The sequence below is a fragment of the Priestia sp. YIM B13486 genome, assembly GCF_042787865.1.
GTDB lineage: Bacteria > Bacillota > Bacilli > Bacillales > Bacillaceae_H > Priestia > Priestia megaterium.
This window is the reverse complement of record NZ_JBHZOZ010000006.1, coordinates 271,018-294,177: the sequence shown is the minus strand read 5'-3', so window position 1 is coordinate 294,177 and position 23,160 is coordinate 271,018. Positions and strand designations below refer to the sequence as shown.

General features: G+C 38.9%; 22 protein-coding genes and 2 riboswitches. Of the genes, 14 read left to right on the top strand and 8 right to left on the bottom strand.

The window, feature by feature from the left end:
* The first annotated feature begins 6 nt into the window (after positions 1 to 6).
* Entirely contained in the window at positions 7 to 2,163 is a 2,157-nt protein-coding gene (locus tag ACFX4G_RS18045; RefSeq protein WP_255255729.1) for a PAS domain S-box protein, read from the top strand.
* 18 nt (positions 2,164 to 2,181) lie between these two features.
* Positions 2,182 to 2,685, top strand: a complete 504-nt coding sequence (locus tag ACFX4G_RS18040) for a methylated-DNA--[protein]-cysteine S-methyltransferase (protein ID WP_097824028.1) — start codon at positions 2,182 to 2,184, stop codon at positions 2,683 to 2,685.
* On the opposite strand, the gene ACFX4G_RS18035 is transcribed toward ACFX4G_RS18040, so the two are convergent.
* From ACFX4G_RS18035 to ACFX4G_RS18020, 4 genes are all read right to left on the bottom strand, one after another.
* Positions 2,686 to 2,850 (bottom strand): hypothetical protein, encoded by a 165-nt coding sequence (locus tag ACFX4G_RS18035; RefSeq protein WP_013082215.1) that lies wholly within the window; start codon positions 2,848 to 2,850, stop codon positions 2,686 to 2,688.
* Positions 2,851 to 2,984: 134 nt separating this feature from the next.
* Positions 2,985 to 4,043 carry an S-methyl-5-thioribose-1-phosphate isomerase gene (gene mtnA / locus ACFX4G_RS18030; protein WP_043979675.1) on the bottom strand — a complete coding sequence of 353 codons (1,059 nt, stop codon included), beginning with the start codon at positions 4,041 to 4,043 and terminating at the stop codon, positions 2,985 to 2,987.
* A 35-nt stretch (positions 4,044 to 4,078) separates the two neighbouring features.
* Positions 4,079 to 5,251 (bottom strand): S-methyl-5-thioribose kinase, encoded by a 1,173-nt coding sequence (gene mtnK, locus ACFX4G_RS18025; protein ID WP_097824027.1) that lies wholly within the window; start codon positions 5,249 to 5,251, stop codon positions 4,079 to 4,081.
* A gap of 135 nt (positions 5,252 to 5,386) precedes the next feature.
* Positions 5,387 to 5,537: riboswitch (SAM riboswitch) on the bottom strand.
* 91 nt (positions 5,538 to 5,628) lie between these two features.
* Entirely contained in the window at positions 5,629 to 6,411 is a 783-nt protein-coding gene (locus ACFX4G_RS18020; protein WP_013055956.1) for a carbon-nitrogen family hydrolase, read from the bottom strand.
* Positions 6,412 to 6,523: 112 nt separating this feature from the next.
* Here ACFX4G_RS18020 and ACFX4G_RS18015 point away from each other — a divergent pair, with 112 nt between their 5' ends.
* From ACFX4G_RS18015 to ACFX4G_RS17970, 10 genes are all read left to right on the top strand, one after another.
* Positions 6,524 to 7,696, top strand: a complete 1,173-nt coding sequence (locus tag ACFX4G_RS18015; protein WP_097824026.1) for a pyridoxal phosphate-dependent aminotransferase — start codon at positions 6,524 to 6,526, stop codon at positions 7,694 to 7,696.
* 130 nt (positions 7,697 to 7,826) lie between these two features.
* Positions 7,827 to 7,933: riboswitch (SAM riboswitch) on the top strand.
* Positions 7,934 to 8,013: 80 nt separating this feature from the next.
* A complete protein-coding gene (gene mtnW, locus ACFX4G_RS18010) occupies positions 8,014 to 9,258 on the top strand; it encodes a 2,3-diketo-5-methylthiopentyl-1-phosphate enolase (protein WP_097824025.1) in 1,245 nt (414 codons plus the stop codon).
* On the top strand, positions 9,255 to 9,920 hold the full coding sequence (locus ACFX4G_RS18005; RefSeq protein ID WP_028407890.1) for a 2-hydroxy-3-keto-5-methylthiopentenyl-1-phosphate phosphatase: 666 nt from the start codon (positions 9,255 to 9,257) through the stop codon (positions 9,918 to 9,920). Before mtnW ends, ACFX4G_RS18005 begins: the two co-directional genes overlap by 4 nt.
* Positions 9,917 to 10,555, top strand: a complete 639-nt coding sequence (locus ACFX4G_RS18000; protein ID WP_013082222.1) for a methylthioribulose 1-phosphate dehydratase — start codon at positions 9,917 to 9,919, stop codon at positions 10,553 to 10,555. Before ACFX4G_RS18005 ends, ACFX4G_RS18000 begins: the two co-directional genes overlap by 4 nt.
* Before the next feature lie 15 nt (positions 10,556 to 10,570).
* Entirely contained in the window at positions 10,571 to 11,086 is a 516-nt protein-coding gene (locus ACFX4G_RS17995; protein WP_013082223.1) for a 1,2-dihydroxy-3-keto-5-methylthiopentene dioxygenase, read from the top strand.
* 122 nt (positions 11,087 to 11,208) lie between these two features.
* Entirely contained in the window at positions 11,209 to 12,285 is a 1,077-nt protein-coding gene (locus ACFX4G_RS17990; protein ID WP_097824024.1) for a sugar ABC transporter substrate-binding protein, read from the top strand.
* A gap of 16 nt (positions 12,286 to 12,301) precedes the next feature.
* Positions 12,302 to 13,807 carry a sugar ABC transporter ATP-binding protein gene (locus ACFX4G_RS17985; protein ID WP_097824023.1) on the top strand — a complete coding sequence of 502 codons (1,506 nt, stop codon included), beginning with the start codon at positions 12,302 to 12,304 and terminating at the stop codon, positions 13,805 to 13,807.
* Entirely contained in the window at positions 13,804 to 14,838 is a 1,035-nt protein-coding gene (locus tag ACFX4G_RS17980; RefSeq protein ID WP_025749439.1) for an ABC transporter permease, read from the top strand. The genes ACFX4G_RS17985 and ACFX4G_RS17980 overlap by 4 nt, the downstream gene beginning before the upstream one ends.
* An 86-nt stretch (positions 14,839 to 14,924) precedes the next feature.
* Positions 14,925 to 16,265: a CoA-disulfide reductase gene (locus tag ACFX4G_RS17975; RefSeq protein WP_097824022.1), complete on the top strand. Its 1,341-nt coding sequence runs from the start codon at positions 14,925 to 14,927 to the stop codon at positions 16,263 to 16,265.
* A gap of 451 nt (positions 16,266 to 16,716) precedes the next feature.
* The gene (locus ACFX4G_RS17970) at positions 16,717 to 16,956 is read left to right on the top strand and encodes an aspartyl-phosphate phosphatase Spo0E family protein (protein ID WP_016763388.1); all 240 of its coding nucleotides are present in this window, start codon (positions 16,717 to 16,719) and stop codon (positions 16,954 to 16,956) included.
* 64 nt (positions 16,957 to 17,020) lie between these two features.
* Here the strand turns inward: ACFX4G_RS17970 and ACFX4G_RS17965 are convergent, their stop codons facing one another.
* Positions 17,021 to 17,752: a ZIP family metal transporter gene (locus ACFX4G_RS17965; protein ID WP_016763389.1), complete on the bottom strand. Its 732-nt coding sequence runs from the start codon at positions 17,750 to 17,752 to the stop codon at positions 17,021 to 17,023.
* A 156-nt stretch (positions 17,753 to 17,908) separates the two neighbouring features.
* Complete coding sequence (locus ACFX4G_RS17960) at positions 17,909 to 18,676, bottom strand: DUF4931 domain-containing protein (protein WP_097824021.1); 768 nt, start codon at positions 18,674 to 18,676, stop codon at positions 17,909 to 17,911.
* Between the two features lie 199 nt (positions 18,677 to 18,875).
* On the opposite strand from ACFX4G_RS17960, the gene ACFX4G_RS17955 reads away from it, so the two are divergent.
* Both ACFX4G_RS17955 and ACFX4G_RS17950 read left to right on the top strand, forming a co-directional pair.
* Positions 18,876 to 19,346, top strand: a complete 471-nt coding sequence (locus ACFX4G_RS17955; RefSeq protein ID WP_025749435.1) for a MarR family winged helix-turn-helix transcriptional regulator — start codon at positions 18,876 to 18,878, stop codon at positions 19,344 to 19,346.
* 171 nt (positions 19,347 to 19,517) lie between these two features.
* Complete coding sequence (locus ACFX4G_RS17950; protein ID WP_097824020.1) at positions 19,518 to 21,212, top strand: M3 family oligoendopeptidase; 1,695 nt, start codon at positions 19,518 to 19,520, stop codon at positions 21,210 to 21,212.
* Between the two features lie 79 nt (positions 21,213 to 21,291).
* Here the strand turns inward: ACFX4G_RS17950 and ACFX4G_RS17945 are convergent, their stop codons facing one another.
* On the bottom strand, positions 21,292 to 21,426 hold the full coding sequence (locus ACFX4G_RS17945) for a hypothetical protein (protein ID WP_255255728.1): 135 nt from the start codon (positions 21,424 to 21,426) through the stop codon (positions 21,292 to 21,294).
* Between the two features lie 123 nt (positions 21,427 to 21,549).
* Positions 21,550 to 23,133, bottom strand: a complete 1,584-nt coding sequence (locus ACFX4G_RS17940; RefSeq protein ID WP_097824019.1) for a PAS domain S-box protein — start codon at positions 23,131 to 23,133, stop codon at positions 21,550 to 21,552.
* Positions 23,134 to 23,160 lie beyond the last annotated feature (27 nt).

The window sequence follows — 23,160 nt, the reverse complement described above, 5'->3', positions numbered from 1 at the left end:
ATGAGCATGTCACCACACAGAGAATTAACATCTGAAGCTGAGCAAAAGCAGCAAGGTGAATTACAGCAGCTACGAGCTATTTTTAATGACGTATTAGATGCCATTGTCGTATTTGATGAGTATTTTCAAGTTATAAATGCAAATGAATCAGCCTGCGGGCTGTTTGAAAAAACAAAGGATGAGCTATTAACGTATCAAATGAAAGATTTTCTGATGTATTTTCCGTATGACATGATTGAAGCGTATTATCCAGCACTCTTAGAAGAAAGCTATTTCAAATATGAAGGCGCGATGACGCTTCGAAGCGGCATGATGAAACATGTTGAATTTACTTCACACAAACATAGTCACATGTCGGGCATTATTGTGTGTACATTTCGGGATATTACGCAGCACAAAATGATGGAAAATGAACGGTTTATTAGTCATCATATGTTTATGGATGTATTTAATGAAGCGGTAGACGGAATTGTCATTTTTGATCGCACGGGTCAGCTTATCGACGCGAACCCTTCATTTTGCGAAAGATTAAATTATACAAGAGCACAGCTTCTAACCAAAACATTAGAAGAGCTTGTAGAACCTACTTATCATTATAAGGTGAAAAAATTATGGAGAACTCTGCATCAAGAAGGAAAGACAAGCGGTGAGCTACCGATCAGGCTCGAAAATGGAGACGTTACTTTTTTTGAATTTACCACAACGGCTAATATATACAGTCAATACTATATGTCCATTATGAGAGACGTGACGGAAAAACGGCTGATGGAGCAGCAGCTGTTGAGAAGCGAAAAAAATTTCAGGGCTATTTTTGAAAATGCGATTGAAGCGATCTTGATTTGGAGAGATGATGGTGAAATCTTGAACGCTAATCTTGCTTCTTCGCGTACATTTGAGCTGCCGTTAAACAAATTAATTGGAAGCAATTTGTATACGTTTATCGATACAAAAAGCTTTAGTGCGTTAAAGGTGCTCCAAACGTTTCAAACAAAAGGAGAAATTCGTAATCAGCTTCCTTTTTACATGCCAAATGGAGAAATCAAACAGTTGGAATTCACAGGGAAAAAAGGCATTATAGAAGGAGACCATTTAACGATTTTTCGAAACATCAGTGAACGTACAAAAATCGAACAGGAGCTTCGGAATAACGAAGAGAAATTCAGACAGATTTTTAATGGTTCGATCGATGGGTTAGTTTTATGGGACGGCAAGCGAAATATTATTGATGTAAATTCTTCTCTTTGTGATATTCTAGAACTCAGCAAAGAGGAGATTTGTGCGCACTCCATGGAGGATTTTATTTCTTCAGCGAATTTAGATGCGGTCATTGAGCATAAAGAAACGATTGAGCAAAAAGGGGAAGCAGAAGGAGAGATTACGTACGTTACGGGGAACGAAAAAGTTAAAAATATCGAATTTTCCACGAAAAAAGATATCTTGCCAGGTCTATATATGACGCTTTTAAGAGACGTAACGGAACGAAATCAAATGCAAGAGCAGATTCGAAAATCGGATACGCTTCAAGTAGTCGGCCAGTTAGCAGCTGGGATTGCGCATGAAATCCGCAACCCGATGACAGCTTTAAAAGGGTTTGTGCAGCTGTTAGAAAGCAGCATTCAAGAAGATCACTCTCTTTATTTTGATATTATTAAATCCGAATTAAAAAGAATTGAAACCATTATTACAGAGTTTCTCGTACTCGCTAAGCCACAGGCCGTAAAGTTTGAAAAGAAAAATCTAGCTGGGGTTGTTAAAGAAACGATTGATTTATTAAATGCTCAAGCGCTTTTAGAAAATATTCAGTTTGAACTAAGTGTGTCTCCTCAGCTGCCAATGGTATACTGCGAGCCGAACCAAATTAAGCAAGTACTAATAAATGTCATTAAAAATGCAATTGAAGTCACGTCAAACGGAGGAAGAATTATTGTTGAAGTTTACTCTACAGAGCCGCACTACGTGACGGTCTCCATTCGAGATCAAGGGGACGGAATGCCCGAAGAGCGCATCAAGCGCTTAGGAGAACCATTTTATACGACAAAAGAAAAAGGAACGGGACTCGGTTTGATGGTCTCATATAAAATTATCGAAGAACATAAAGGGCGAATTGAAGTGGAAAGCAAAATAGGAGAAGGCACAGCTTTTCATGTTATTCTTCCAGCTTAATTAGAAAGGATAAAAAATATGTACTACGGAGAAATGAATTTATTTTCTGATTTGAAAATTTATATTGTAGCCTCGGAAAAAGGGGTTCAACATATTTGGTTTGATAGCGATGATCATAACGAGCAGCTTAAAAAACTTGTCCATGACGAAAATTATCATCATGTGAAAGAAGCAAAGCGACAGCTGCAGGATTATGCTGAAGGGCGCACGTTAACATTTGATTTGCCTTTGGATATAAAAGGAACAGACTTCCAAAAAGAAGTATGGTTAACGCTTAAAGGTATACCTTATGGACAAACGTGGTCTTATAGTGATGTAGCGGAGTCTGTTCATCGCTCTAAAGCCGTAAGGGCTGTGGGACAAGCGAATCGTCGAAATCCACTGCCTATTATTTTACCTTGTCACCGTGTGATTGGAAAAAATGGAGCTTTAACAGGTTATGCTGGTTCCCAAACTCATATAAAAGAGAAACTATTAATGCTTGAAAGAAATGTAGCAAAAGGCGCTCTGGAGTTAAAATAACTATTCACCGTCCAATTTCCAGCCTTCTCCTTGCACAAAAACACCGTCAATTTGCTGAGGAGAAGGAAGGGAATTTAGTTCTTCATCTTTGGATAAATCGAATAGCTGATAGTGTTGCTTACGATTCAGCGCTTTGTTTTTATCCGTTTTTTGCTCTGAACTCATATTTACTCCCCCTTATTCAAAAAGAATCCCCTATAATATATGTAGAAAAAGAAGAGAGTACTGTTACAATTGTGTTACAAATGCAGGTGAAAACCAGTGCTCAACAAAAAAAAGCCGCATAGCAGCGGCTTTTTTTATTGAGCAGATTGCAGCAAAACTTTTTGAATGGATTCCAAAGACGGGGAATGGATAATTCCATGCTCTGTAATAATGGCCGTAATCAGTTCGCTTGGCGTCACATCAAAAGCTGGATTGTACACAGAGATTCCGTCTGGAGCAATTTGTGTATCTCCAATGTGCGTTACTTCTTTAGGTGAACGTTCTTCAATAGGGATGCTGCTGCCGTCTTGAATAGATAAATCAAATGTGGACTGCGGCGCTGCTACGTAAAATGGAATACCGAATGCTTTCGCTAAAAGAGCAAGTCCATATGTTCCAATTTTGTTAGCCGTATCGCCATTTGCTGCAATGCGGTCAGCACCTACAATAATCCCATTAATTCCTTTTGTTTTAATGGTATGAGCGGCCATATTATCCGTAATCAGCGTCACGTCCACTCCCGACTGCTGAAGTTCCCAGGCTGTTAAGCGAGAACCTTGAAGAACGGGTCTTGTTTCACAGGCAAATACTTCAAGCGGAATATCGCGCTGCTTAGACAAGTGAAAAGGTGCTAAGGCTGTTCCATAATAAGCTGTAGCAATTGAACCAGCATTACATATTGTCATGATTTTATCTTTCTTTTTAAATAAAGAAAGAGCATGATCTCCAATTCGGTAGCACGTTTCCTCATCTTCTACTTGAATTTGAATAGCTTCATGAACAACTTTTGTTTTAGCTTCATTAACGGACGAAGCGGATTCAGCGCTTTTCGCTACGCGCTCCAATGCCCAAAATAAATTGACGGCAGTAGGGCGTGAACTAGCTAAATACTGTTGATCAAGAGCTAGTTTTTTGTTAAATTCCTTGACTGAATCTGTGTCATAGCTAAGCGCAGAAAGAGCAAGACCAAAAGCCGCCGTAATGCCAATTGCAGGAGCTCCGCGTACTTTCAAGGTAGTGATAGCATCCCATACGTCTTTAATGGTTTGCAGCTTAATATATTCAACTTTGCCAGGAAGCTGCTGCTGATCTAATAAAGTAATATATGATTCATTCCATTCCACTGAGCGCGGAAGTGATAGTGTATTTGTCATGCTGATACCGATCCTTTCATTGTGTACATTATTCGTTATCGAAGTAAATGTTCAAATTCATTTGGTGAAACGTCTTGTTGGTGCAGAAGCAAATAGCGTCCAATTTTTAACGCAGTACGTTTAGCGTTAATTTTTCTTTCCTCTGAAGAAATTTCGTCTAAGTCCGCTACGTGAGCTAAGCCAATCGTACGTCGAATGATTTCACATCCTGCATATCCAACAGCATCTTGCCACATTTGCGTTAAAATTTCATGTAATAAGCGCTCATCTTTAGCGAAAGGTTCAGTGTTTTCAGAATGCCAAAGCGCAGTAAAGGTATCTTTGAATACGTTCCATGTGTTCGTAATGTGTGCAAATAACGGTTCGCGATTTGTTTCTCGAGAAAGAGCATTTAAAAATAAATTCGCAACAAATTGCCCTAAATCGAATCCAAACGGACCGTAAAAAGCAAACTCTGGATCAATCACTTTCGTTTCTTGACTGCTAGCAAAGATGCTGCCTGTATGTAAATCACCGTGGATTAGCGTTTGCGCATTTGTTAAAAATTTATATTTTAATTTTGCTGCTTGTAGCTTTACATCACCATCATTCCACAATTCTTCTACATCAGGACGCAGCGCTTTTTCAAATTCATTTGTATCAATATCAAAAAAAGGATCTGTAAAAACTAAATCTTCCGTAATATTGCATAAGTCGGGGTTGCTGTACTTAACAACTTCTTCTTTTTTATCCTGAGGTTTTAAGGCGAAATCAGACGTTTTGAACGCAATATGTCCTAAAAAAGAACCGATATGCTGTGAGAGCAGAGGATAACTTTCACCTTGAATAAGTCCGGCGCGAGAAATCGTTAAATGAGACAGGTCTTCCATGACCGTAACAGCAAGCGTTTCATCGTGGTAATAAACAGCGGGCACAAGTTCTGGCGTAAATGCACCGAATTGCTTGAGCGCATTGCTTTCAATTGTGGCACGGTTCAAGGATAGAGGCCAGCTTTCGCCTACAACTTTTGCATAGGGAAGCGCTTGTTTGACGATGATGGATTTATTTGTTTGATCATTTATGATGTGAAAGACGAGATTTAAGTTGCCGTCACCAATTTCACGGGCAGTCAGTGCTTCTGTGGCATCAAAAAGACCTAGCTTTTTCACAAGTTTGATTGCTGAAATTTCTGTTAAAGGGTGATATTTCTCTGTTTTTGTTGTTGACATCGGAATCCCTCCATAGTTTATTAAACTGATTTGTTTACTAAGTTAATAGGTTTAAGAATATATGGAGGCTTTTATAATTTTAGAAAATATAAAAGCCTCTTTCGTTGGAAAGAGGCTTGATTGTAGTGTTCAAACCTCTTATCTGCCAGAAAAAATTACTTTCTGTTGGAATTAGCACCGTGCCTTTGTAAAACATGTTTTACGGGTGTGATCCATCTTAGGATGGAATGACGGTCGGTTGCTGGGCTTCACAGGGCCAAATCCCTCAGCCAACTCTTGATAAGAGTACGATTACTTATTCAATTTTGATTTGTTTGAATATTTTATGATATCTGGTGAAAATCGTATCATGCAAAAAAACGGCTGTCAATACATAATTAATAAAATTCTGTACGGCGATCTGTAAAGACGGGAATTTGTTTACGAATTTCTTTTACAAGTTCCAGGTTAACGTCAGCACTTAAAAGTTCTTCGCTATCGCCAGCTTCAGCGATTATTTCTCCCCACGGATCGATGACTAAGGAATGTCCGGCAAATGTGTTATTAGGATCTTGGCCTACACGATTACATGCGATTACATAGCATTGATTTTCGATTGCACGGCTAATGAGTAGGGCTTTCCAGTGGGCAAGTCTTGGAGCCGGCCACTGAGCGACAACAAACAAGACTTCTGCTCCGCTGCTAGTATGAACCCGAATCCATTCTGGAAAACGAATATCGTAACAAATAACTCCTGCGCACAGTGACTGTTCAAGTGTAAAAAGATTTTTTGCTGTTCCTGCTTCTAAATACAGGTGTTCATCCATTAATTTAAATAAGTGCAGTTTACTGTATTGTGATACTTCACGACCTTTTCGGTCAAAAATATACATCGTATTCGTGACGCCTTGCTCTGTTTTTTTCGCGATCGAACCTGCCACAATATTTACTTCGTTCGTTTTAGCAAACTGAGAGATTAATTGCTTGGCTTGCTGTCCTTCATCATCTGCAATTTCGTCTAGCCGCGTCAAATCATAAGCTGTATCCCATAGCTCAGGAAGCACAAGGATATCAGGGTTTTCTTTCAGGGCTTCCGTCATTTTTTGTTCGATATATTTTCGATTTTTAGTTGGGTTTCCAAACGCAATATCAAGCTGCAAACACGTAATTTTTACACTCACTTTATCATCCGTCCTTTTTTTAGTAGTTGAAAAAAATGACTTTACAAGTTGAGTATTACAATATATTATTTGTGACTAGAATTTCAAGAATTTTTTGAGAAGGTGTGCGATGATGAAACAATTTGAGCAATCGGAACTATTAAAAAGTTTACCAAAACAATTTTTTGCATCACTTGTGGGCAAGGTAGGAAAAGTAATGGCCCAAGGGCACGACGTTATTAACTTAGGGCAGGGAAATCCTGATCAGCCTACTCCTTCACATATTGTAGGAACACTGCAAAAAGCAAGTGCTAATCCTATGCATCATAAATATTCTCCATTTCGGGGGCACCAGTTTTTAAAAGAGGCCGTTGCGACTTTTTATAAACGAGAATATGGCGTTGATGTGGATCCTGAAAAAGAAGTAGCTATTTTATTTGGCGGAAAGGGTGGACTTGTTGAAATCCCGCAGTGCTTGTTAAATCCTGGAGATACGGTGCTGGTTCCGGATCCTGGGTATCCTGATTACTGGTCTGGAGTAGAGCTTGCAAAAGCCAAGATGGAAGTGATGCCTCTCACGGCTGAAAATCATTTTCTACCCGTATACGAAGAGATAAGTGAACGTGCTAAAGCACAGGCAAAGCTCATGTTTTTAAACTATCCGAATAATCCTACTGGTGCAGTGGCAACGGCAGAATTTTTTGAAGACACCGTGGCGTTTGCTGCCAAGCACGATATTTGTGTGGTACACGACTTTGCTTACGGAGCAATTGGGTTTGATGGTAAAAAGCCAATCAGTTTTTTACAGACTCCTGGTGCAAAAGAGACGGGAATTGAAATTTATACTCTTTCTAAAACGTATAACATGGCGGGATGGCGAGTTGGATTTGCTGTAGGAAATGAAAGTGTAGTAGAAGCTATTAATCTTCTTCAAGATCATATGTATGTCAGTCTCTTTGGGGCGGTTCAAGAGGCAGCAGCCGCAGCTCTGTTGGAATCTCAACAATGTGTGAATGATTTAGTTAAGCGCTATGAATCTAGACGCAATACCTTTATTCAAGGGCTTCGAGAAATTGGTTGGGATGTTACATCTCCAGCAGGCTCCTTTTTTGCATGGCTAAAAGTTCCTAAAGGATATACTTCCGAACAGTTTTCAGATTTACTCCTTGAAAAAGCCCACGTTGTAGTTGCTCCTGGTGTAGGCTTTGGAACATATGGGGAAGGCTATGTGCGCGTAGGACTGCTGACGGATGAAGAACGAATGAGAGAAGCTGTATCTCGAATAAAAAAATTAAATTTATTTTAAAAACGCATTGACAATCCTTTTTGAGTTGGCTTAATATGTAAGAAGTTAACGAGATTAATAACCGATAAATCCTAGCGGTATTTTTTATTTAGTATATAATCTACGAATTCAATTTAAATAAATAGCAACTTTCTTATTAAGAGTAGGTGGAGGGACTAGCCCGATGAAGCCCGGCAACCGACTTAACGCATGTTAAGCACGGTGCTAATTCTTGCAGCAGCAGCTGAGAGATAAGAAGAGCAACGAAAGCCTCTTCTTAATCACAGAAGAGGCTTTTTTTATTAACGATATTAAACAGCAAGGGAGTTTTTAGCATAATGAGCGAAATCGTTGCAAGCTACTTACTACATGATAATAAAGGAAATTTTCATAAAAAAGCGGAAGGAATTGCTTTAGGACTAACCGTCGGCTCATGGACAGATCTGCCGCTTTTAGATCAGCAACAGCTTCAAAAGCATAAAGGGCGCGTCGTGTCCGTAACTGAGCTTCAAGATTGCGAACGTGTAAACGGATATTTAGGCGGAGAAATTAAGCAGGCTATTGTCAAAATTGCTTATCCAACTGCCAACTTTTCAAGAGATTTACCGGCTATTTTAGTTACGGTTTTCGGAAAACTATCACTTGATGGAAAAGTGAAATTATTAGACTTGGATTTTCCTGATGAATTATTAGCTGAATTCCCAGGACCGCGCTTTGGAATAGAAGGTATCCGAGAGAAACTAGGCGTTTATGACCGTCCGCTTGTGATGAGTATTTTTAAAGGCGTGATTGGAAGAGGTATGACGTACTTAACAACTCAGCTGCGTGAGCAAGCGCTTGGCGGAGTGGATTTGGTTAAAGACGACGAGATTTTGTTTGATAGTGAACGAACACCTTTTGAAGCTCGCGTTACAGAAGGGAAAAAAGTACTGAATGAAGTATACGAAAAAACGGGACACCGCACGCTGTATGCTGTTAATTTAACGGGACGAACGTTTGAGTTAAAAGAAAAAGCGAGAAAAGCAGCTGAGCTAGGAGCCGATGCTCTTTTATTCAACGTATTTGCTTACGGGTTAGACGTACTGCAGGCACTTCGAGAAGACGATGAAATTAACTTGCCGATTATGGCACACCCAGCTGTTAGCGGAGCGCTTACGCCATCAGAGTTTTACGGTTTTTCAAATTCATTGCTGCTTGGAAAGCTATTGCGTTTAGCCGGAGCAGATTTCTCACTGTTTCCATCACCATACGGAAGCGTAGCGCTTTCTCTTGAAGATACGACAGGCATTGCCTACGAATTAACGCGTCCTGTATACAAATATAAGCAGTCTTTCCCGGTTCCTTCAGCAGGAATTCATCCTGGAATGGTACCGCAGCTTGTGAAGGACTTTGGAATCGACAGCATTATTAATGCAGGAGGCGGAGTTCACGGTCATCCAGACGGAGCTATCGGAGGAGGAAAAGCCTTCCGTGCGGCGATAGATGCAGTACTCTCTCATCAAACACTAGCCGAAAAAGCTGAAGAATCAAAAGAGTTGCAAAAAGCTTTGCAACTATGGGGAACAGTAGAGGTGAAAGCATGACATCGTTAAAAATCTTTTGTGACTTTGATGGAACAATTACAAATAGCGATAACATTATTGCTATTATGAAACAATTTGCTCCTCCGGAGTGGGAAAGTATTAAAGACGACGTGTTGGCACAGCGCGTCTCCATTCAAGAAGGAGTTGGGCAAATGTTTGCCTTGCTCCCAGTGGAATTAAAAGAAGATATTATTTCTTATATTTTAGAGACGTCTGCTATTCGAGATGGATTTGATGATTTTATTGCCTATACAAAAGAACACCATATTCCGCTTTATATTGTAAGCGGAGGAATTGACTTTTTTGTAAAACCACTTTTGGGAAATCGAGTTGCAGAGGAAATGCTCTACTGCAACGGATCTGATTTTTCCGGTGAGCATATTTCCATTACGTGGCCTCATACATGTGATAAACAGTGTACAAATGACTGCGGCTGCTGTAAGCCAACGATTATTCGCCATCTTGCAGATGAAAGAGATCATACGGTTGTTATTGGCGATTCCATTACGGATTTGCAGGCTGCCAAATTAGCTGATACGGTCATTGCACGTGACTTTTTAATTGAAAAATGTGAAGAGCTATCTCTACCGTATCGTCCTTTTTCTACTTTTTATGATGTCATTCACCATTTACAAGAATTAACAGAAGAGGTGAAAGCATGAGTATTATGGCTCAGCAACGATTACACGAGCTTGCAGATATAAAAGATGAGCTGGCAGAGCGCGATTGGTTCTTCGGTACGAGCGGAAACTTAGCGATTAAAGTGGATCAAAACCCGACAACTTTCTTTGTATCAGCAAGTGGAAAAGATAAAAGAAAACGCACAAATGAAGATTTTTTATTAGTTGATCAATATGGAAAGCCTGCAGAAGACACGCATTTAAAGCCTTCTGCTGAAACGCTTTTACACGTTAAGATTTACGATTTAACGAATGCTGGGTGCAGTCTTCATGTACATACAATCGACAACAACGTGATCTCTGAACTGTACGGAGATGAAGGCGTTATTTCATTCAAAGGTCAAGAAATTATTAAGGCGCTAGGCATTTGGGAAGAAGATGCGGAAATTACTGTTCCGATTATTCCGAATTACGCAGATATTCCGACACTAGCAGAAGAGTTTTCTCACCATATAAAAGGCGATCAAGGCGCGATTTTGATTCGTAATCACGGGATTACGGTATGGGGGAAAAATGCATTTGAAACAAAAAAAGCGCTAGAAGCCTATGAATTTCTATTTAGTTACCACGTCAAATTACTGTCACTTAAAGGCATTAAGCCAAAGGTGCATTTATAAAAGGAGGAAACAAAAATGGCGCACATTCGCTTACATGTAAACAATAAAAGAATTGAAACTCAAGAGGAAGTATCAGCTTTTCTGGCAAACAATGAAGTTATTTATGAAAACTGGGATATTACAAAACTTCCAGAAAATCTTCGTGAAAAATATGATTTAACTGATGAAGAAAAAACAGAAATTTTAAACGCTTTTGGTGAGGATATTAAAGATATTTCGGAACGCCGCGGCTATAAAGCTCAAGATGTTATCTCGTTATCGGAATCTACACCAAATATTGATGAATTGTTAAAAAACTTTCAGCGCAAGCATATTCATACAGATGACGAAGTTCGCTTTATTGTAAGCGGTCATGGAATCTTTGTTATTCAAGGAAAAGACGGCGAATTTTTTGATGTTGAATTAGAGCCGGGCGATTTAATTTCAGTACCAGAGAACATTCTTCATTACTTTACACTAATGGAAGATCGTAAAGTAGTCGCTGTCCGAATTTTCGTGACAACTGAAGGATGGGTACCTATTTACGCATAACAATTACTTGTAAAGCATAGGTCATTTTCACCCCGCTTTTACATCTAAAAGCGGGGTATTCTTTGGATTATTATAAAACTAACTATTTTTATATGAATAATAAGTTTAATGGGAGGAACACCATGAAAAAGAGTAAAAAAATGCTGTGGCCACTTACTTTGCTCGTGCTTCTAATCTTTGCACTGGCTGCCTGCACGAAAGAACAGCCAAGTCTAAACGAGAAAGCACAGGCAGCTCCAGCGCAGCAAGCGGCTTCTGCTAAGCCTGTACAGCAAGAAGGAAAAAAGGTTACGAAAGATACAAAAATTGCGCTTATTTCTGAATTTACGTCAGGCACTCACGCTGCTCAGTACATAACAGGTGTGACAAAAGCGGCTAAAAAAGCAGGGGTACAGCTATCCGTTTCTGATTCAAACAATGATCAATCCAAAATGGCTGCTTATTTAGACACGGCTATTAACCAAAATGTTGACGGTATTATGATTGACCACGGCCGGGCTGAAACCCTTGAACCTGGCGTGAAGCGCGCGATTGCAAAAGGAATTCCCGTTATTGCAACAGACGTAGAATTAAAAGTAGAAGGCGTTACAACAATTGACCAAGACGATTATATGCTTGCGCTGCAGGGTCTGAAACAAATGATGCAGGACATTAATGGAAAAGGAAACATTGTATATGCATTTGTTGGAGGGTTTGCGCCGATGGAAAAGCGCGACAGCATTTATAAAATTATGATGAATCGCTATCCAGATGTAAAACAAATTGCTACGTTTGGAAGCGCAACGGACAACACCTCATTAGACACACAAAATAAAATGGCAGCTGTGTTGAAGCAGTATCCAAATAAAGGAGACATCGCGGCCGTTTGGGCACCTTGGGACGAATTTGCAAAAGGAGTAACAAGAGCGATTAAAGAAGCAGGACGAGACGAGATTAAAGTGTACGGAGTAGACTTATCTGATGAAGATCTACAAATGATGCAGGCAAAAAACAGCCCGTGGAAAGCGTCAGCTGCCGTAAATCCAGCTTCAGTAGGAGAAAAGCAAGTTGATCTGCTTCTTAAAAAGATTTCCGGTCAAGAGATCCCTCGTTATTATTCCTTTGATCCGGTTTTAGTCAAACAAACAGACTTGCCTAATCAAACGATTAATATGGATCAGCTTAGTCAGTATGTAGAAGAATGGGGTAAAAAAGAATAGAAGTGGAGGGACAGATATGACGAACGAGCTTTCAATGAAGAACATAACAAAAAACTTTGGTTCTTTTCAAGCGCTGAACAAAGTTGATTTTACTGTTCGAAAAGGGGAAATCCATGCTTTATTGGGAGCCAATGGTGCCGGTAAAAGTACGCTGATGAAAATATTGTGCGGAGCTTACGACGAGTACGAAGGAAAAATCTGCAAAGACGGAGAAGAAATCTCCATTTCTTCTCCTAAAGAAGCTAAGCGCCAGGGCATCGGCATTGTGCATCAAGAAGTAGATGTAGCGCTGATTCCTTCGCTGTCAGTGGCTGAAAACATTGTGTTAGACGTGCAGACTTCTAATAAAAGTAAGACATTTGTAAACTGGAAATCTATTTATAAGAAAGCGGAAAAAGCTCTTTCTTTACTTGGCTCTTCTCTATCCGTTAAAAAAAATGTCGTTGACCTAACTCTATCAGAAAAACAGCAGGTGCTTATTGCACGTGCAATTGTACAGAATGTTGATTATTTAATTTTGGATGAACCAACCGCACCTCTTAGTGTGGAAGAGACGAAACAATTGTTTTCTGTGATGAGAGAGTTAAAGAAAAGCGGAGTAGGCATTATTTACATTTCACATCGCCTTCAAGAAGTGGTTGATATTTGCGACCGCTTAACGGTTTTAAAGGACGGACGCTATGTAGCTACAAAAGAAACTGCACATACATCAATTGAAGACGTGATTACGCTCATGTTAGGAACGTCTTCTGTAAAGCAGTGGATCAAAAAATCAGTAGAATTTGGAAACGAACTTTTACATGTAGAAGCATTATCTCTTCCAGGGCGCCTTTCTAATATCTCTTTTCATGTGAAAGAAGGAGAAGTAGTCGGTATTGCAGGGCTTGTCGGAGCGGGAAAAACGGAGCTTTGCCGAAGTCTATTTGGTTTAGAGCAATATGTGAGCGGCAGCGTGCGGTTAAAAGACAAGAAACTAAAGTTGAATAAACAGCCTTATTATTATATTGCACAAGGTCTTTCTCTTGTTCCTGAAGAACGAAGAAAAGAAGGGATTTTTGTTCATGAATCGATTGCCGATAACTTAGTTTTGCCAAGTCTGTCCCGCTTTACAAAGTATTCGTTTTTAAAGCGAGGAAAGATCAAAGAAAAAGCGCAGAAAACGACTGGGCAAGTTGGCGTAAAGTCTCATTCTATCGAGCAGTCAGTTGGAACGTTAAGCGGTGGAAATCAGCAGAAAGTAGCAATCGGAAAATGGCTTGTTACGGACTCTGACGTGCTGTTGTTTGATGAACCAACTAAAGGGGTTGATGTAGGCTCCAAGCGAGAAATATTTGATTTAATTACAAATCTTGTGTCGCAGCAAAAAGGGGTTGTTTATGCAACCTGTGAATTTGAGGAGCTGCTAGGGGTAGCGGATCGAATTTATGTTATGTACAACGGAAAAATCGTGAAAGAATTATCCAAAGAAGAAGCAACTAGTGAAAAATTATTTTATTATACAGCAGGAGGAGTAAAAGGATGAGTGCGGAGTATGTAACAGAACCTGTAGCGAAACCAAAGAGAAAAATAAGTGTTTTCGACTTTTTTTATAAATATGGGACAGTCTTAATGATTTTTGTTATTATGATTATCTTCTCCATTGCCACACCTAACTTTTTAACAGGAGAAAACATTAGTGATATCCTGCGCTCTATTTCCATTGTTACTTTAATAGCGCTTGGTGTAACGATATCGTTAACCGTCAACGGACTCGATTTATCTGTAGGGTCTACGGCGGGGTTAGCCACTATTTTATCAGCCTCTATGCTTGTTTTACACAGACAAGAAATTGCAGTCGCTATCATTGTTCCGATTATTGCATCGCTTCTTATCGGGTTAGTAAATGCTTTTTTAGTAGTGAAAGTAAAGATTCCTGATATTTTAGCAACTCTTTCAATGATGTTCATCGTACAGGGGATTTTATTAACGTATACAAAAGGCTCAGCTATTTATACCAATATGCCTTTACCAAGCGGAGACAGAGCTCCGGGAATTTTTATTCCATCTTTCCTTGCACTGGGGCAAGGTCATTTACTAGGTATTCCTGTCCCGGTTATCATTATGCTGCTGACTGTGCTGCTTGTTCATATCGTTTTTTCCTATACGAAGTTTGGGCGTTTTTTCTACGTAACAGGAGGGAACATAGAAGCAGCAAGACTTTCGGGTGTCCCGGTTAATCGTTACCGTATGTATGCCTATATGTTTTCAGGTTTGCTTGCTGGAATTGGAGGAGTCGTTTTAGCTGCCCGTATTGGAGTAGGAGAAGTGAACGCCGGCTCACCATTTTTAATGGATGCCGTAGCTGCTACATACATTGGCTTTTCCGTATTTGGAGCAGGGAAACCGAATGTATTCGGGACGCTGATTGGTTCTATTTTAATTGGTGTGCTGTTAAATGGGTTAACGATGCTAAATGTTCCGTATTATATGCAAGACATTATTAAAGGAGCTGTATTAGCAGGAGCCTTGGCTTTAACGTATTACCGCTCAAAACAAACATCTACGGCTGTGTAAACAGCCGTTTTTTTTCGTTTGAAATCGGGAAGAATAAGGAAAAACAATAGTATAGCCTATTATTTATGTAGAAAGAGGGAGTATAGATGAAACGTGTCGTCATTATAGGAGGAGTAGCCGCCGGAATGAGCGCAGCTTCACAGCTTCGTCGGATGAAAGAAAAAGAAGAAGTGGAAATCCTTGTGTTTGAAAAAGGTGGAGATATCTCTTACAGCGCATGTGGCATGCCTTACTATCTGTCAGGTGTTGTAAAAGAAAAAGATGATTTGGTTGCTCGGACGAAACAAGAGTTTGAAGAGCGAAACATCTCCGTCCATCTTTTTCACGAAGTAAAAGAAGTAAATCATACAAAAAAATACATAGTAGTGCAAAATGTAAAGACGCAAACGGAAAAAGAGGTAACATATGATGAACTCATCATTGCAACTGGAACAACAGCTGTTAAACCCAATTTTATGAGTGATAACATGCCGAATGTATGCACATTAAAATCATTAGCAGACAGCGAAAGAATCTATACATATCTACAAGCTCACTCCGTAGAGAAAGTCACCATTATCGGCGGAGGATATGTCGGAATGGAAGTAGCTGAAGCAATGAAGGCTTTGGGAAAAGAAGTACGGGTTATTGAACAGGGAAAGCAGATTCTATCTATTTTAGATCAAGAAATGGCAGAGCATTTGCAAAAGCAGCTAGATGACGATATTTTATTTCATTTCGAAGAAGAAGTGGAAGCATTGTTGCATTCAGATGGTTCCGTCACTCACGTTCAAACAAACCGCCAAACGTATCAAACAGATTTAGTGATTGTAAATGTAGGAGTTCGTCCGAATACGCAATTCTTAGAAAGAAACGGACTAAGGATGCTTGAAAATGGAGCTATTTTAGTAAACGAGAAGTTGGAAACCAACGTGCCTCATATCTACGCAGCAGGAGATTGTGCAACGAGCTATCACCGCGTATTAAAAAAAGATGTTCATATTGCTCTTGGAACCATTGCCAATAAGCAAGGAAGGGTTCTTGGTTACCGATTAGGGGGAGAAAAGCGAGAATTTCCGGGTGTTGTAGGTACAAGTATTGTCAAAGTGATGGACTATGAAATTGGAAAAACCGGCATTTCAGAAAGAGAAGCAAGAGAAAATTCTCTTTTATACAAAGCCATCACAGCAGAGGCTCCGAGTCATGCTTCTTACTATCCAGGAGCTGAAAAGATTGTGATAAAACTTGTTTATCATCCTGAAACAAAAGAGATTTTGGGGGTTCAAATGATTGGGAAAGAAGGAGTAGCAAAACGAATCGATGTATTTGCGACAGCTATTACTTGCCGCCTGACAACAGATGAAATAACCATGCTAGATCTTTCGTATGCCCCTCCTTTTGCTACGGTATGGGATGCTGTACAAATTGCTGCTCAGAAAGCTGAATAGAAAAAGATATAGAGACAAGAGTATGTTAGCTGAAGGAAGATCCGAACAAAGTGATTCTTGATTAAGAATCAACTTCGTTCGGATTTTTTTATGGTGAGGGCGAACGCAGGCTTCATATATTTAGCTGCTTCTAGCTGTTGACTCGAGGGCAAGGCGAAAATTCCTGCGGGACAAGCGGTTCGGCTCATGTATCCTATTTGTTCGTTTTTAGATTGTATTGATTTCGTTATGTTTCAATCTTTTTTCGATTCGACAAGCAGCATCTTTTGTCGAAAAACAAGTTGTAAAAAAAAGATAAATGGTATTCCTATAGTAATGTAAGCGCTTGTAAATTCCGACAAAATAATTTTTTTGCAAAAAAAATGTCTATTATTGCGACTCTATTTACATATTTAGTAGAATTTGTAATAATGCGTTATAAGCTAATTTCTTTGTCATAGGAGAGGATTTTGTGTTTGGAGTGAGAAATAGAACGAAATCAGAGAGATTATTAGTAGAAATCGTCCAAAAAAGACAAAAGATGGTGCAGCTCGGAGAAGAAAAAGGTTTGACTAATGAAGAAACCGTTACCTGTAGTCAAGAGCTTGATCAGCTCTTACTCGTTTATCAAAAGAAGCGTTTAAAAGAAGAGGAAGAAAAGACATCGTTTGCCACACTGATTAGCCGCTTTTTATCTTTTTCAAAGCTGTAATACAGGACAAGCATTCGGGATCGGGCAGTAAAACAATCATGCTGCCCGTGGCCTCTCTTCACCTTTAAAAAATGTTAATTAAAAAGATCATAAACAAAATACCAAAAATAAACGAATAAGTAGCAAATCTTTCGTTTCCATCGCCGTGACTTTCTGGAATCAACTCTTTATAAATAATAAAAAGCATGGCTCCAGCAGCAAAAGCTAATCCATATGAAACGAGAGAATCAACAAAATTAGTTAAATAAAACCCGAGTAAAGACGTTACAATCTCAACGGAGCCTGTAAGGGTAGCAATTAAAAATGCTTTTATTTTACTGATATTTTGCTGAGCTAAAAATAGCGCGACCAACAGTCCTTCAGGTGCATTTTGAAGACCGATTGCAAGGGCGATTAAGTTCCCTGTATTTTCAACATTTGAAGCGTAGCTAACACCAACAGACAGTCCTTCAGGAAGGTTATGCAAAGTAATAGCGGAAACAATTAAAAGTGCTTTTTCATCAAACTGAATGCCGGTTTTAGAATGCTCAAGATCAATGTGAGGAATATTCTGCTCCAAGAGTGTTAATGTTACAACTCCAAGCAGTAAGCCAATGGCTAAGGAAAAAAAACCGCCGCTTTGAAGAGATTCTGGAATCAAGCTCATAGTAGAAGCTGCTGTCATAATACCTGCAGTGAGCGCAAGAAGTATATCTTTCCAGCGATGAGTGAGTTCTTGATTCAAAAACAGAATAGGCAAAGCGCCTACTCCAGTCGATAGCGCAGAAAGAATGCTTCCAATTAGTACCTCAGTCATAAACCGTCTCCTTTTACGTATTCTTCTTTTTATCCTCAATTCACATCGTTCTTTTAGTGTATGTTTTTTTGGTTTCTATGAGCATGACTATTTTAAAAGTGAATAGCTTTATGCAATAACCTTACAAAAAAGTTGAACCAGTGAAGGTTCAACTTTTTAGGTAAAGTACAGCTCCTGAACTTGGTTAGCAATGTGCTCAAGCTTATTGGAAACTTGAGGAATGCCATATCCTACATACAAAGGAGATGTGGCAAAGCGAGGAATGATTTTCGCCGCAATTTTGCCGTTTTTAAGATTATAAAAAAATAAGTTGTAGCTCGTGCAGCTACGATGAAAATGATTTAATAAATAGTGAGCAGCCGTTTGAAGATAATCTGCAAATGCATGCATCTCTTTGTCAAGCTGATCCGTTATCACGTTAAATTCAAAAAAGCCCATTCTAGGTTTTGCAGATAAATTAAATGTGACGTGTTCATTTTGGGCAATTGTGACTCCTTCAAACTGCTCTAGCTTCACATTTTCATTTACATCCATCTCATTTAAACCAATAATTTGCATATGAGGATGTCGTAATGATCCTCCGGACATGGGGCCGTGGTTTTTAAAGAAAAGAACAGAAGCATATTCTCCGCTGTTTATCATAGATATCCATCGTTCAGTAGCGAAGCTCAGCAAGGTGTACAGATGTTCCTTTGGATAAATAGATAGTTCCGAAGAACATTCATCGGTCTCAATAATAACCGTCTGATAAGCATCTTGCAGAACGGGAAACTTATTTTTCAGCCAAATGATAGGTCCTTGTTTTTTAATAATGCCTGTAAGAGATTCTACGTCGCAAAAGGGACAGGGATTTTGCCGGTTAACGATTGTTTCAGGCTTTTGTGAACCAATCGCGGAATTAAATAATAAATGGGTTGGTTTCATAATCATTCACCTTTTTATGTAATGGTCATATGTTTATTGTATTAAAAGCATATGTATAAATCCACTTATATACATTTTTTATCAAAAAAATTGTACAAGCGGAGAGAATAACCGCTGAAATAAGCCTGCTTTGATTGACTTTGAAGGGAAATTTTAGTATTATCTTGATATCAAGATAATATTAAAGGAACTGATTAAAATGACGAATGATGTAACTAGAGAAGAGTTAGACCAATCTCTTAAATTATTTATTGTACTATCTCGTGCCAATCGTTCAATTAATGATCATGTGCATAAATTTATTCAACAGCATGGAATGAATCCAACCGAATTTGCTGTCCTAGAGTTATTGTACCACAAAGGCCAGCAGCCTCTGCAGCAAATTGGCGGAAAAATTCTACTCGCAAGCGGCAGTATTACGTATGTAGTAGACAAGCTTGAGAAAAAAGGCTTCTTAGAGCGCGTTGCTTGTCCGAACGATCGTCGCGTAACCTATGCAGCTATCACCAAGCAAGGTAAGGAAATGATTGAAAGCATGTTTCCGAGTCACGAAAAAAGAATTCATGATATTTTATCCGTCCTGTCTAGCGAAGAAAAGGAAGTTGCTATTTCGATGCTTAAGAAATTAGGACACTATGCAGATGAATTTTTGCCGGAATCGACTGATTAATTAAGGAAAGCTCGTTTGTTTCTGTTGAACAAACGAGTTTTTTTCTATGACTTCTTTCATAACCAATCGACATAAAAAATAAAAAGTGACAAAAAATTGAAATTAACAGGAATACAGCTGGATAAAAACGAATTAGGTTACATACAGACAATAGAGAAAGGGGTACAAATGATGAAATTTGAGAATTATACATATACGCGACCTGATATGAATGAAATTGAAAAGCAGTTTGAAAAGGCCATTACACACTTTACGGAAGCAGCGTCAGTCAGTCAGCAAAACGAGGCAATTCGTTTAGCAAATGATGCGTATTCCCAGTACAGCACAATGGGGAACATCTGCTATATTCGTCATTCTATCGACACAGCGAATGAATTTTATAAGGAAGAACAAGACTATTTTGATGAAACACAGCCGCTTTTAGAAGGATATGTAGAGAAATTTTACAAAGCGTTAATCTCTTCGCCTTTTAAACAGCAACTAGAAGAAAAGTGGGGCAAGCAGCTGTTCTCTCTTGCTGAAATGCAGTTAAAAACGTTCTCTCCGGAAATAGTAAAAGAGCTTCAGGAAGAAAATAAGCTATCGTCTCAATATACGAAACTAGTGGCGTCAGCTAAAATTGTATTTGAAGGAGAAGAAAGAACGTTAGCTCAGCTCGATCCGTTTATGGAGTCACCTGATCGAGAAATGAGAAAAAAAGCAGCAGAAGCGAAATTTCAATTTTTTACCGATCATGAAGAGGAATTTGATGATATTTATGACAAACTTGTAAAAGTGCGGACCAAGCTTGCTGAAAAATTAGGCTATAAAAATTTCGTAGAAGTGGGCTATGCTCGTATGTCTAGAATAGGCTACGATGCTGAAATGGTTGCTGCTTTTCGCAAACAAGTAAAAGAGTATATTGTTCCCCTTACTGAAAAACTAAAAAAGCGTCAGCAAGAAAGAATTCAAGTAGAGAGCTTAACTTATTATGATGAACCGTTTCAGTTTGAAACAGGAAACGCAGTGCCAAAAGGTGATGAAAAGTGGATTATTGAAAATGGACGGGTTATGTATAAAGAGCTTTCTAAAGAGACGGACGAATTTTTTTCATTTATGCTTGAAAATAATTTGATGGATTTAGTCGCTAAAAAGGGCAAAGCAGGCGGAGGCTACTGTACGTTTATTGAAGAATACAAAGCACCGTTTATTTTTTCGAATTTTAATGGAACATCAGGGGATATTGATGTGTTAACGCATGAAGCAGGGCATGCTTTTCAAGTGTATTCCAGCCGAGATATGGAAACCAATGAGTATCACTGGCCTACGCATGAAGGAGCTGAAATCCATTCGATGAGCATGGAGTATTTTACATGGCCTTGGATGGAGTTGTTCTTTAAAGAAGACAAAGATAAATACCAGTTTTCTCATTTAAGCTCAGGCTTAACTTTCTTGCCTTACGGGGTAGCGGTAGATGAATTTCAGCATGCTGTATACGAACGCCCTGAGATGACGCCTTCGGAACGAAAACAAACGTGGCGAGAAATTGAAAAGAAATATATGCCTTCTAAAAACTATGACGGCCATCACTATCTGGAAAGCGGGGGCTTCTGGCAGCGCCAGCTTCATATTTACACGTCTCCGTTTTATTATATTGATTACACGCTCGCTCAAATTTGTGCATTTCAATTTTGGAAAAAAGATCGAGAAAACCATGAACAAGCATGGCAAGATTACGTTCATTTGTGTAAGCTTGGCGGAAGTAAGCCGTTTTTAGAATTAGTAGAGGCAGCGAATTTGATCTCTCCATTCGAAGAGGGCTGCGTGCAGTCTGTAGTAGATGAAATTGAAAACTATTTAAATAGTATTGATGATAAAAAGCTATAAAAAAGAGATTGAGACACAACAAAATTAATCCAATGGAAAGACGAACAAATGGGATAAACAATCTAGTATGAATCGCTTGTTACACCGCCGTTGATTTCCGTGCAAGGCTTTGCTTTCCGCGGGCGGCCGGTGAGCCTCCTCGGCGCTGATACTCCTGCGGGGTCTTACCTATTCCGCTTTTCCCGCAGGAGTCTTCGCCTTGCCCTCCAATCAACAGCTAGAAGCACCTAAATTCACCCTCATAATAAAAAAATTCGAATGAGTTTGATTCTTAATCAAGAAACAAACTCGTTCGAATCTTTCTTCAACTAACATACTTTTGTTCCAGCCTCTTTTTTTAATGATTAATTTCTTGTTCCCATAAAGGAATCGTAAGGGAAACGCTGGTTCCTTCGCCAACAGTGCTTTTAATCTCAAATGTTCCTTTATGCTGATACAAAATGTTTTTAATCACAACAAGTCCAAGACCGGTACCTGAGGGCTTCGTGGTAAAAAAGGGCTTTTGAATGTGCATAAGCAAATGTGAAGGAATGCCGACTCCTGTATCTTTAATGAAAATAGTAAGATCTTTAGTATGCTGAGTAACGTTTAAATGAATTTCTCCTCCACTAGGCATAGCTTCGAGCGCATTTTTCAACAAATTAATGAGTACTTGCTTAATTTGATTTGCATCACAGCAGATGTATGTATGCGGGGCTTCCACCTGCGTTTTAACTACGACATTTTTTAATACACATTCTGATTCATACAAAAGAATAACGTCATTTAAAATAGTAGAGAATGCGTGCTTTTTCATAACCGTGTCATGAGGTTTAGCGAGCAATAAAAATTCTCCAACGATTGAGTTAATACGATTCAGTTCGCTCAGCATGATGGTTGTATAAGAATGATAGCGGCTGCTGTCTTCATGAATAAGCTGAATAAATCCATTTAAAGAAGTAAGTGGATTTCGAATTTCATGAGCGATTCCCGCTGCCATTTCGCCCGCTAAAGATAACTTATCGGTTTGGCGAAGAAATTTTTCTGTTTCCTTTTCTTCTGTAAGATCGCGTGAAATACCAAAAAGCGCAACGACCTGTTGATCACGATTAAAAATAGGTGAAACAGTGATTTCTACATCAATTATTTTTCCGTCTTTTCGCTTATCTTGGGTTTCAAAGGCTACCAGCTTTTCTCCTTTTTTAACCCTTTCTAATCGGCTTTCAGCGTCGCCTTTTAAGCCAGCAGGAATGAATGGAATGGCTTTTCCAACAATTTCTTCCGCTTTCCATCCGTATATTTGCTCAAAAGCATCGTTTACTTTAATCACTTTGCCGTCTAGACTGAACACGGAAATGGCGTCGCGATTGTATGTAAAAAAAGATTGCAAATACTCTTGAGCTGAGTACAGTTCATCTTCGGTTTTGTTCATTTTGACCGTCGTAATAGCAATCAATTTTTTAGAGAAATGAGCACAATACAATAAAATAATCATTGTGATCAGCGTAAACAAAATGAAATAAACGATATCTAATTTCACGAAAGTCACAGATGTAAAAAGAGTGTTGCTTACATAAAAGTACAAAACAATTATTATGGACATTAATGTAGAAGTTACAATAGCAATATAGCTATTGTAAATAAAGCTAACAATAATTCCAAGAAACAAAAACAAATAATTAATAACAGCAGGTTCAATAGATGCCATGTACGCAATATAGGCATAATAACATATAAAAAAAGAATACATAATGATGGCAGGGTGAAAACGAAAGTAGTACATAGCCGTCACTACCAATAATAAAATTCCTCCGCTTATAAAAACAATCATATGAGGATCAGCTGCAATAAAGTGGTATAACACAATGTGGACAAAATATAGCAGCCAAAAAATAAGTAAAAGAATAAAATTCCGTTTTTTTATGAGGTTGTGTGATTCCATAAAAAATCCCTTTCTTAAATGGTGAAT

Bases quoted from the DNA above. Each gene is read 5' to 3' on its own strand.
- ACFX4G_RS18045 (WP_255255729.1), top strand. From the start codon at position 7: ATGTCACCACACAGAGAATTAACATCTGAAGCTGAGCAAAAGCAGCAA.
- ACFX4G_RS18040 (WP_097824028.1), top strand. From the start codon at position 2,182: ATGTACTACGGAGAAATGAATTTATTTTCTGATTTGAAAATTTATATT.
- ACFX4G_RS18035 (WP_013082215.1), bottom strand. From the start codon at position 2,850: ATGAGTTCAGAGCAAAAAACGGATAAAAACAAAGCGCTGAATCGTAAG.
- mtnA (WP_043979675.1), bottom strand. From the start codon at position 4,043: ATGACAAATACACTATCACTTCCGCGCTCAGTGGAATGGAATGAATCA.
- mtnK (WP_097824027.1), bottom strand. From the start codon at position 5,251: ATGTCAACAACAAAAACAGAGAAATATCACCCTTTAACAGAAATTTCA.
- ACFX4G_RS18015 (WP_097824026.1), top strand. From the start codon at position 6,524: ATGAAACAATTTGAGCAATCGGAACTATTAAAAAGTTTACCAAAACAA.
- mtnW (WP_097824025.1), top strand. From the start codon at position 8,014: ATGAGCGAAATCGTTGCAAGCTACTTACTACATGATAATAAAGGAAAT.
- ACFX4G_RS18005 (WP_028407890.1), top strand. From the start codon at position 9,255: ATGACATCGTTAAAAATCTTTTGTGACTTTGATGGAACAATTACAAAT.
- ACFX4G_RS18000 (WP_013082222.1), top strand. From the start codon at position 9,917: ATGAGTATTATGGCTCAGCAACGATTACACGAGCTTGCAGATATAAAA.
- ACFX4G_RS17995 (WP_013082223.1), top strand. From the start codon at position 10,571: ATGGCGCACATTCGCTTACATGTAAACAATAAAAGAATTGAAACTCAA.
- ACFX4G_RS17990 (WP_097824024.1), top strand. From the start codon at position 11,209: ATGAAAAAGAGTAAAAAAATGCTGTGGCCACTTACTTTGCTCGTGCTT.
- ACFX4G_RS17985 (WP_097824023.1), top strand. From the start codon at position 12,302: ATGACGAACGAGCTTTCAATGAAGAACATAACAAAAAACTTTGGTTCT.
- ACFX4G_RS17980 (WP_025749439.1), top strand. From the start codon at position 13,804: ATGAGTGCGGAGTATGTAACAGAACCTGTAGCGAAACCAAAGAGAAAA.
- ACFX4G_RS17975 (WP_097824022.1), top strand. From the start codon at position 14,925: ATGAAACGTGTCGTCATTATAGGAGGAGTAGCCGCCGGAATGAGCGCA.
- ACFX4G_RS17965 (WP_016763389.1), bottom strand. From the start codon at position 17,752: ATGACTGAGGTACTAATTGGAAGCATTCTTTCTGCGCTATCGACTGGA.
- ACFX4G_RS17960 (WP_097824021.1), bottom strand. From the start codon at position 18,676: ATGAAACCAACCCATTTATTATTTAATTCCGCGATTGGTTCACAAAAG.
- ACFX4G_RS17955 (WP_025749435.1), top strand. From the start codon at position 18,876: ATGACGAATGATGTAACTAGAGAAGAGTTAGACCAATCTCTTAAATTA.
- ACFX4G_RS17950 (WP_097824020.1), top strand. From the start codon at position 19,518: ATGAAATTTGAGAATTATACATATACGCGACCTGATATGAATGAAATT.
- ACFX4G_RS17940 (WP_097824019.1), bottom strand. From the start codon at position 23,133: ATGGAATCACACAACCTCATAAAAAAACGGAATTTTATTCTTTTACTT.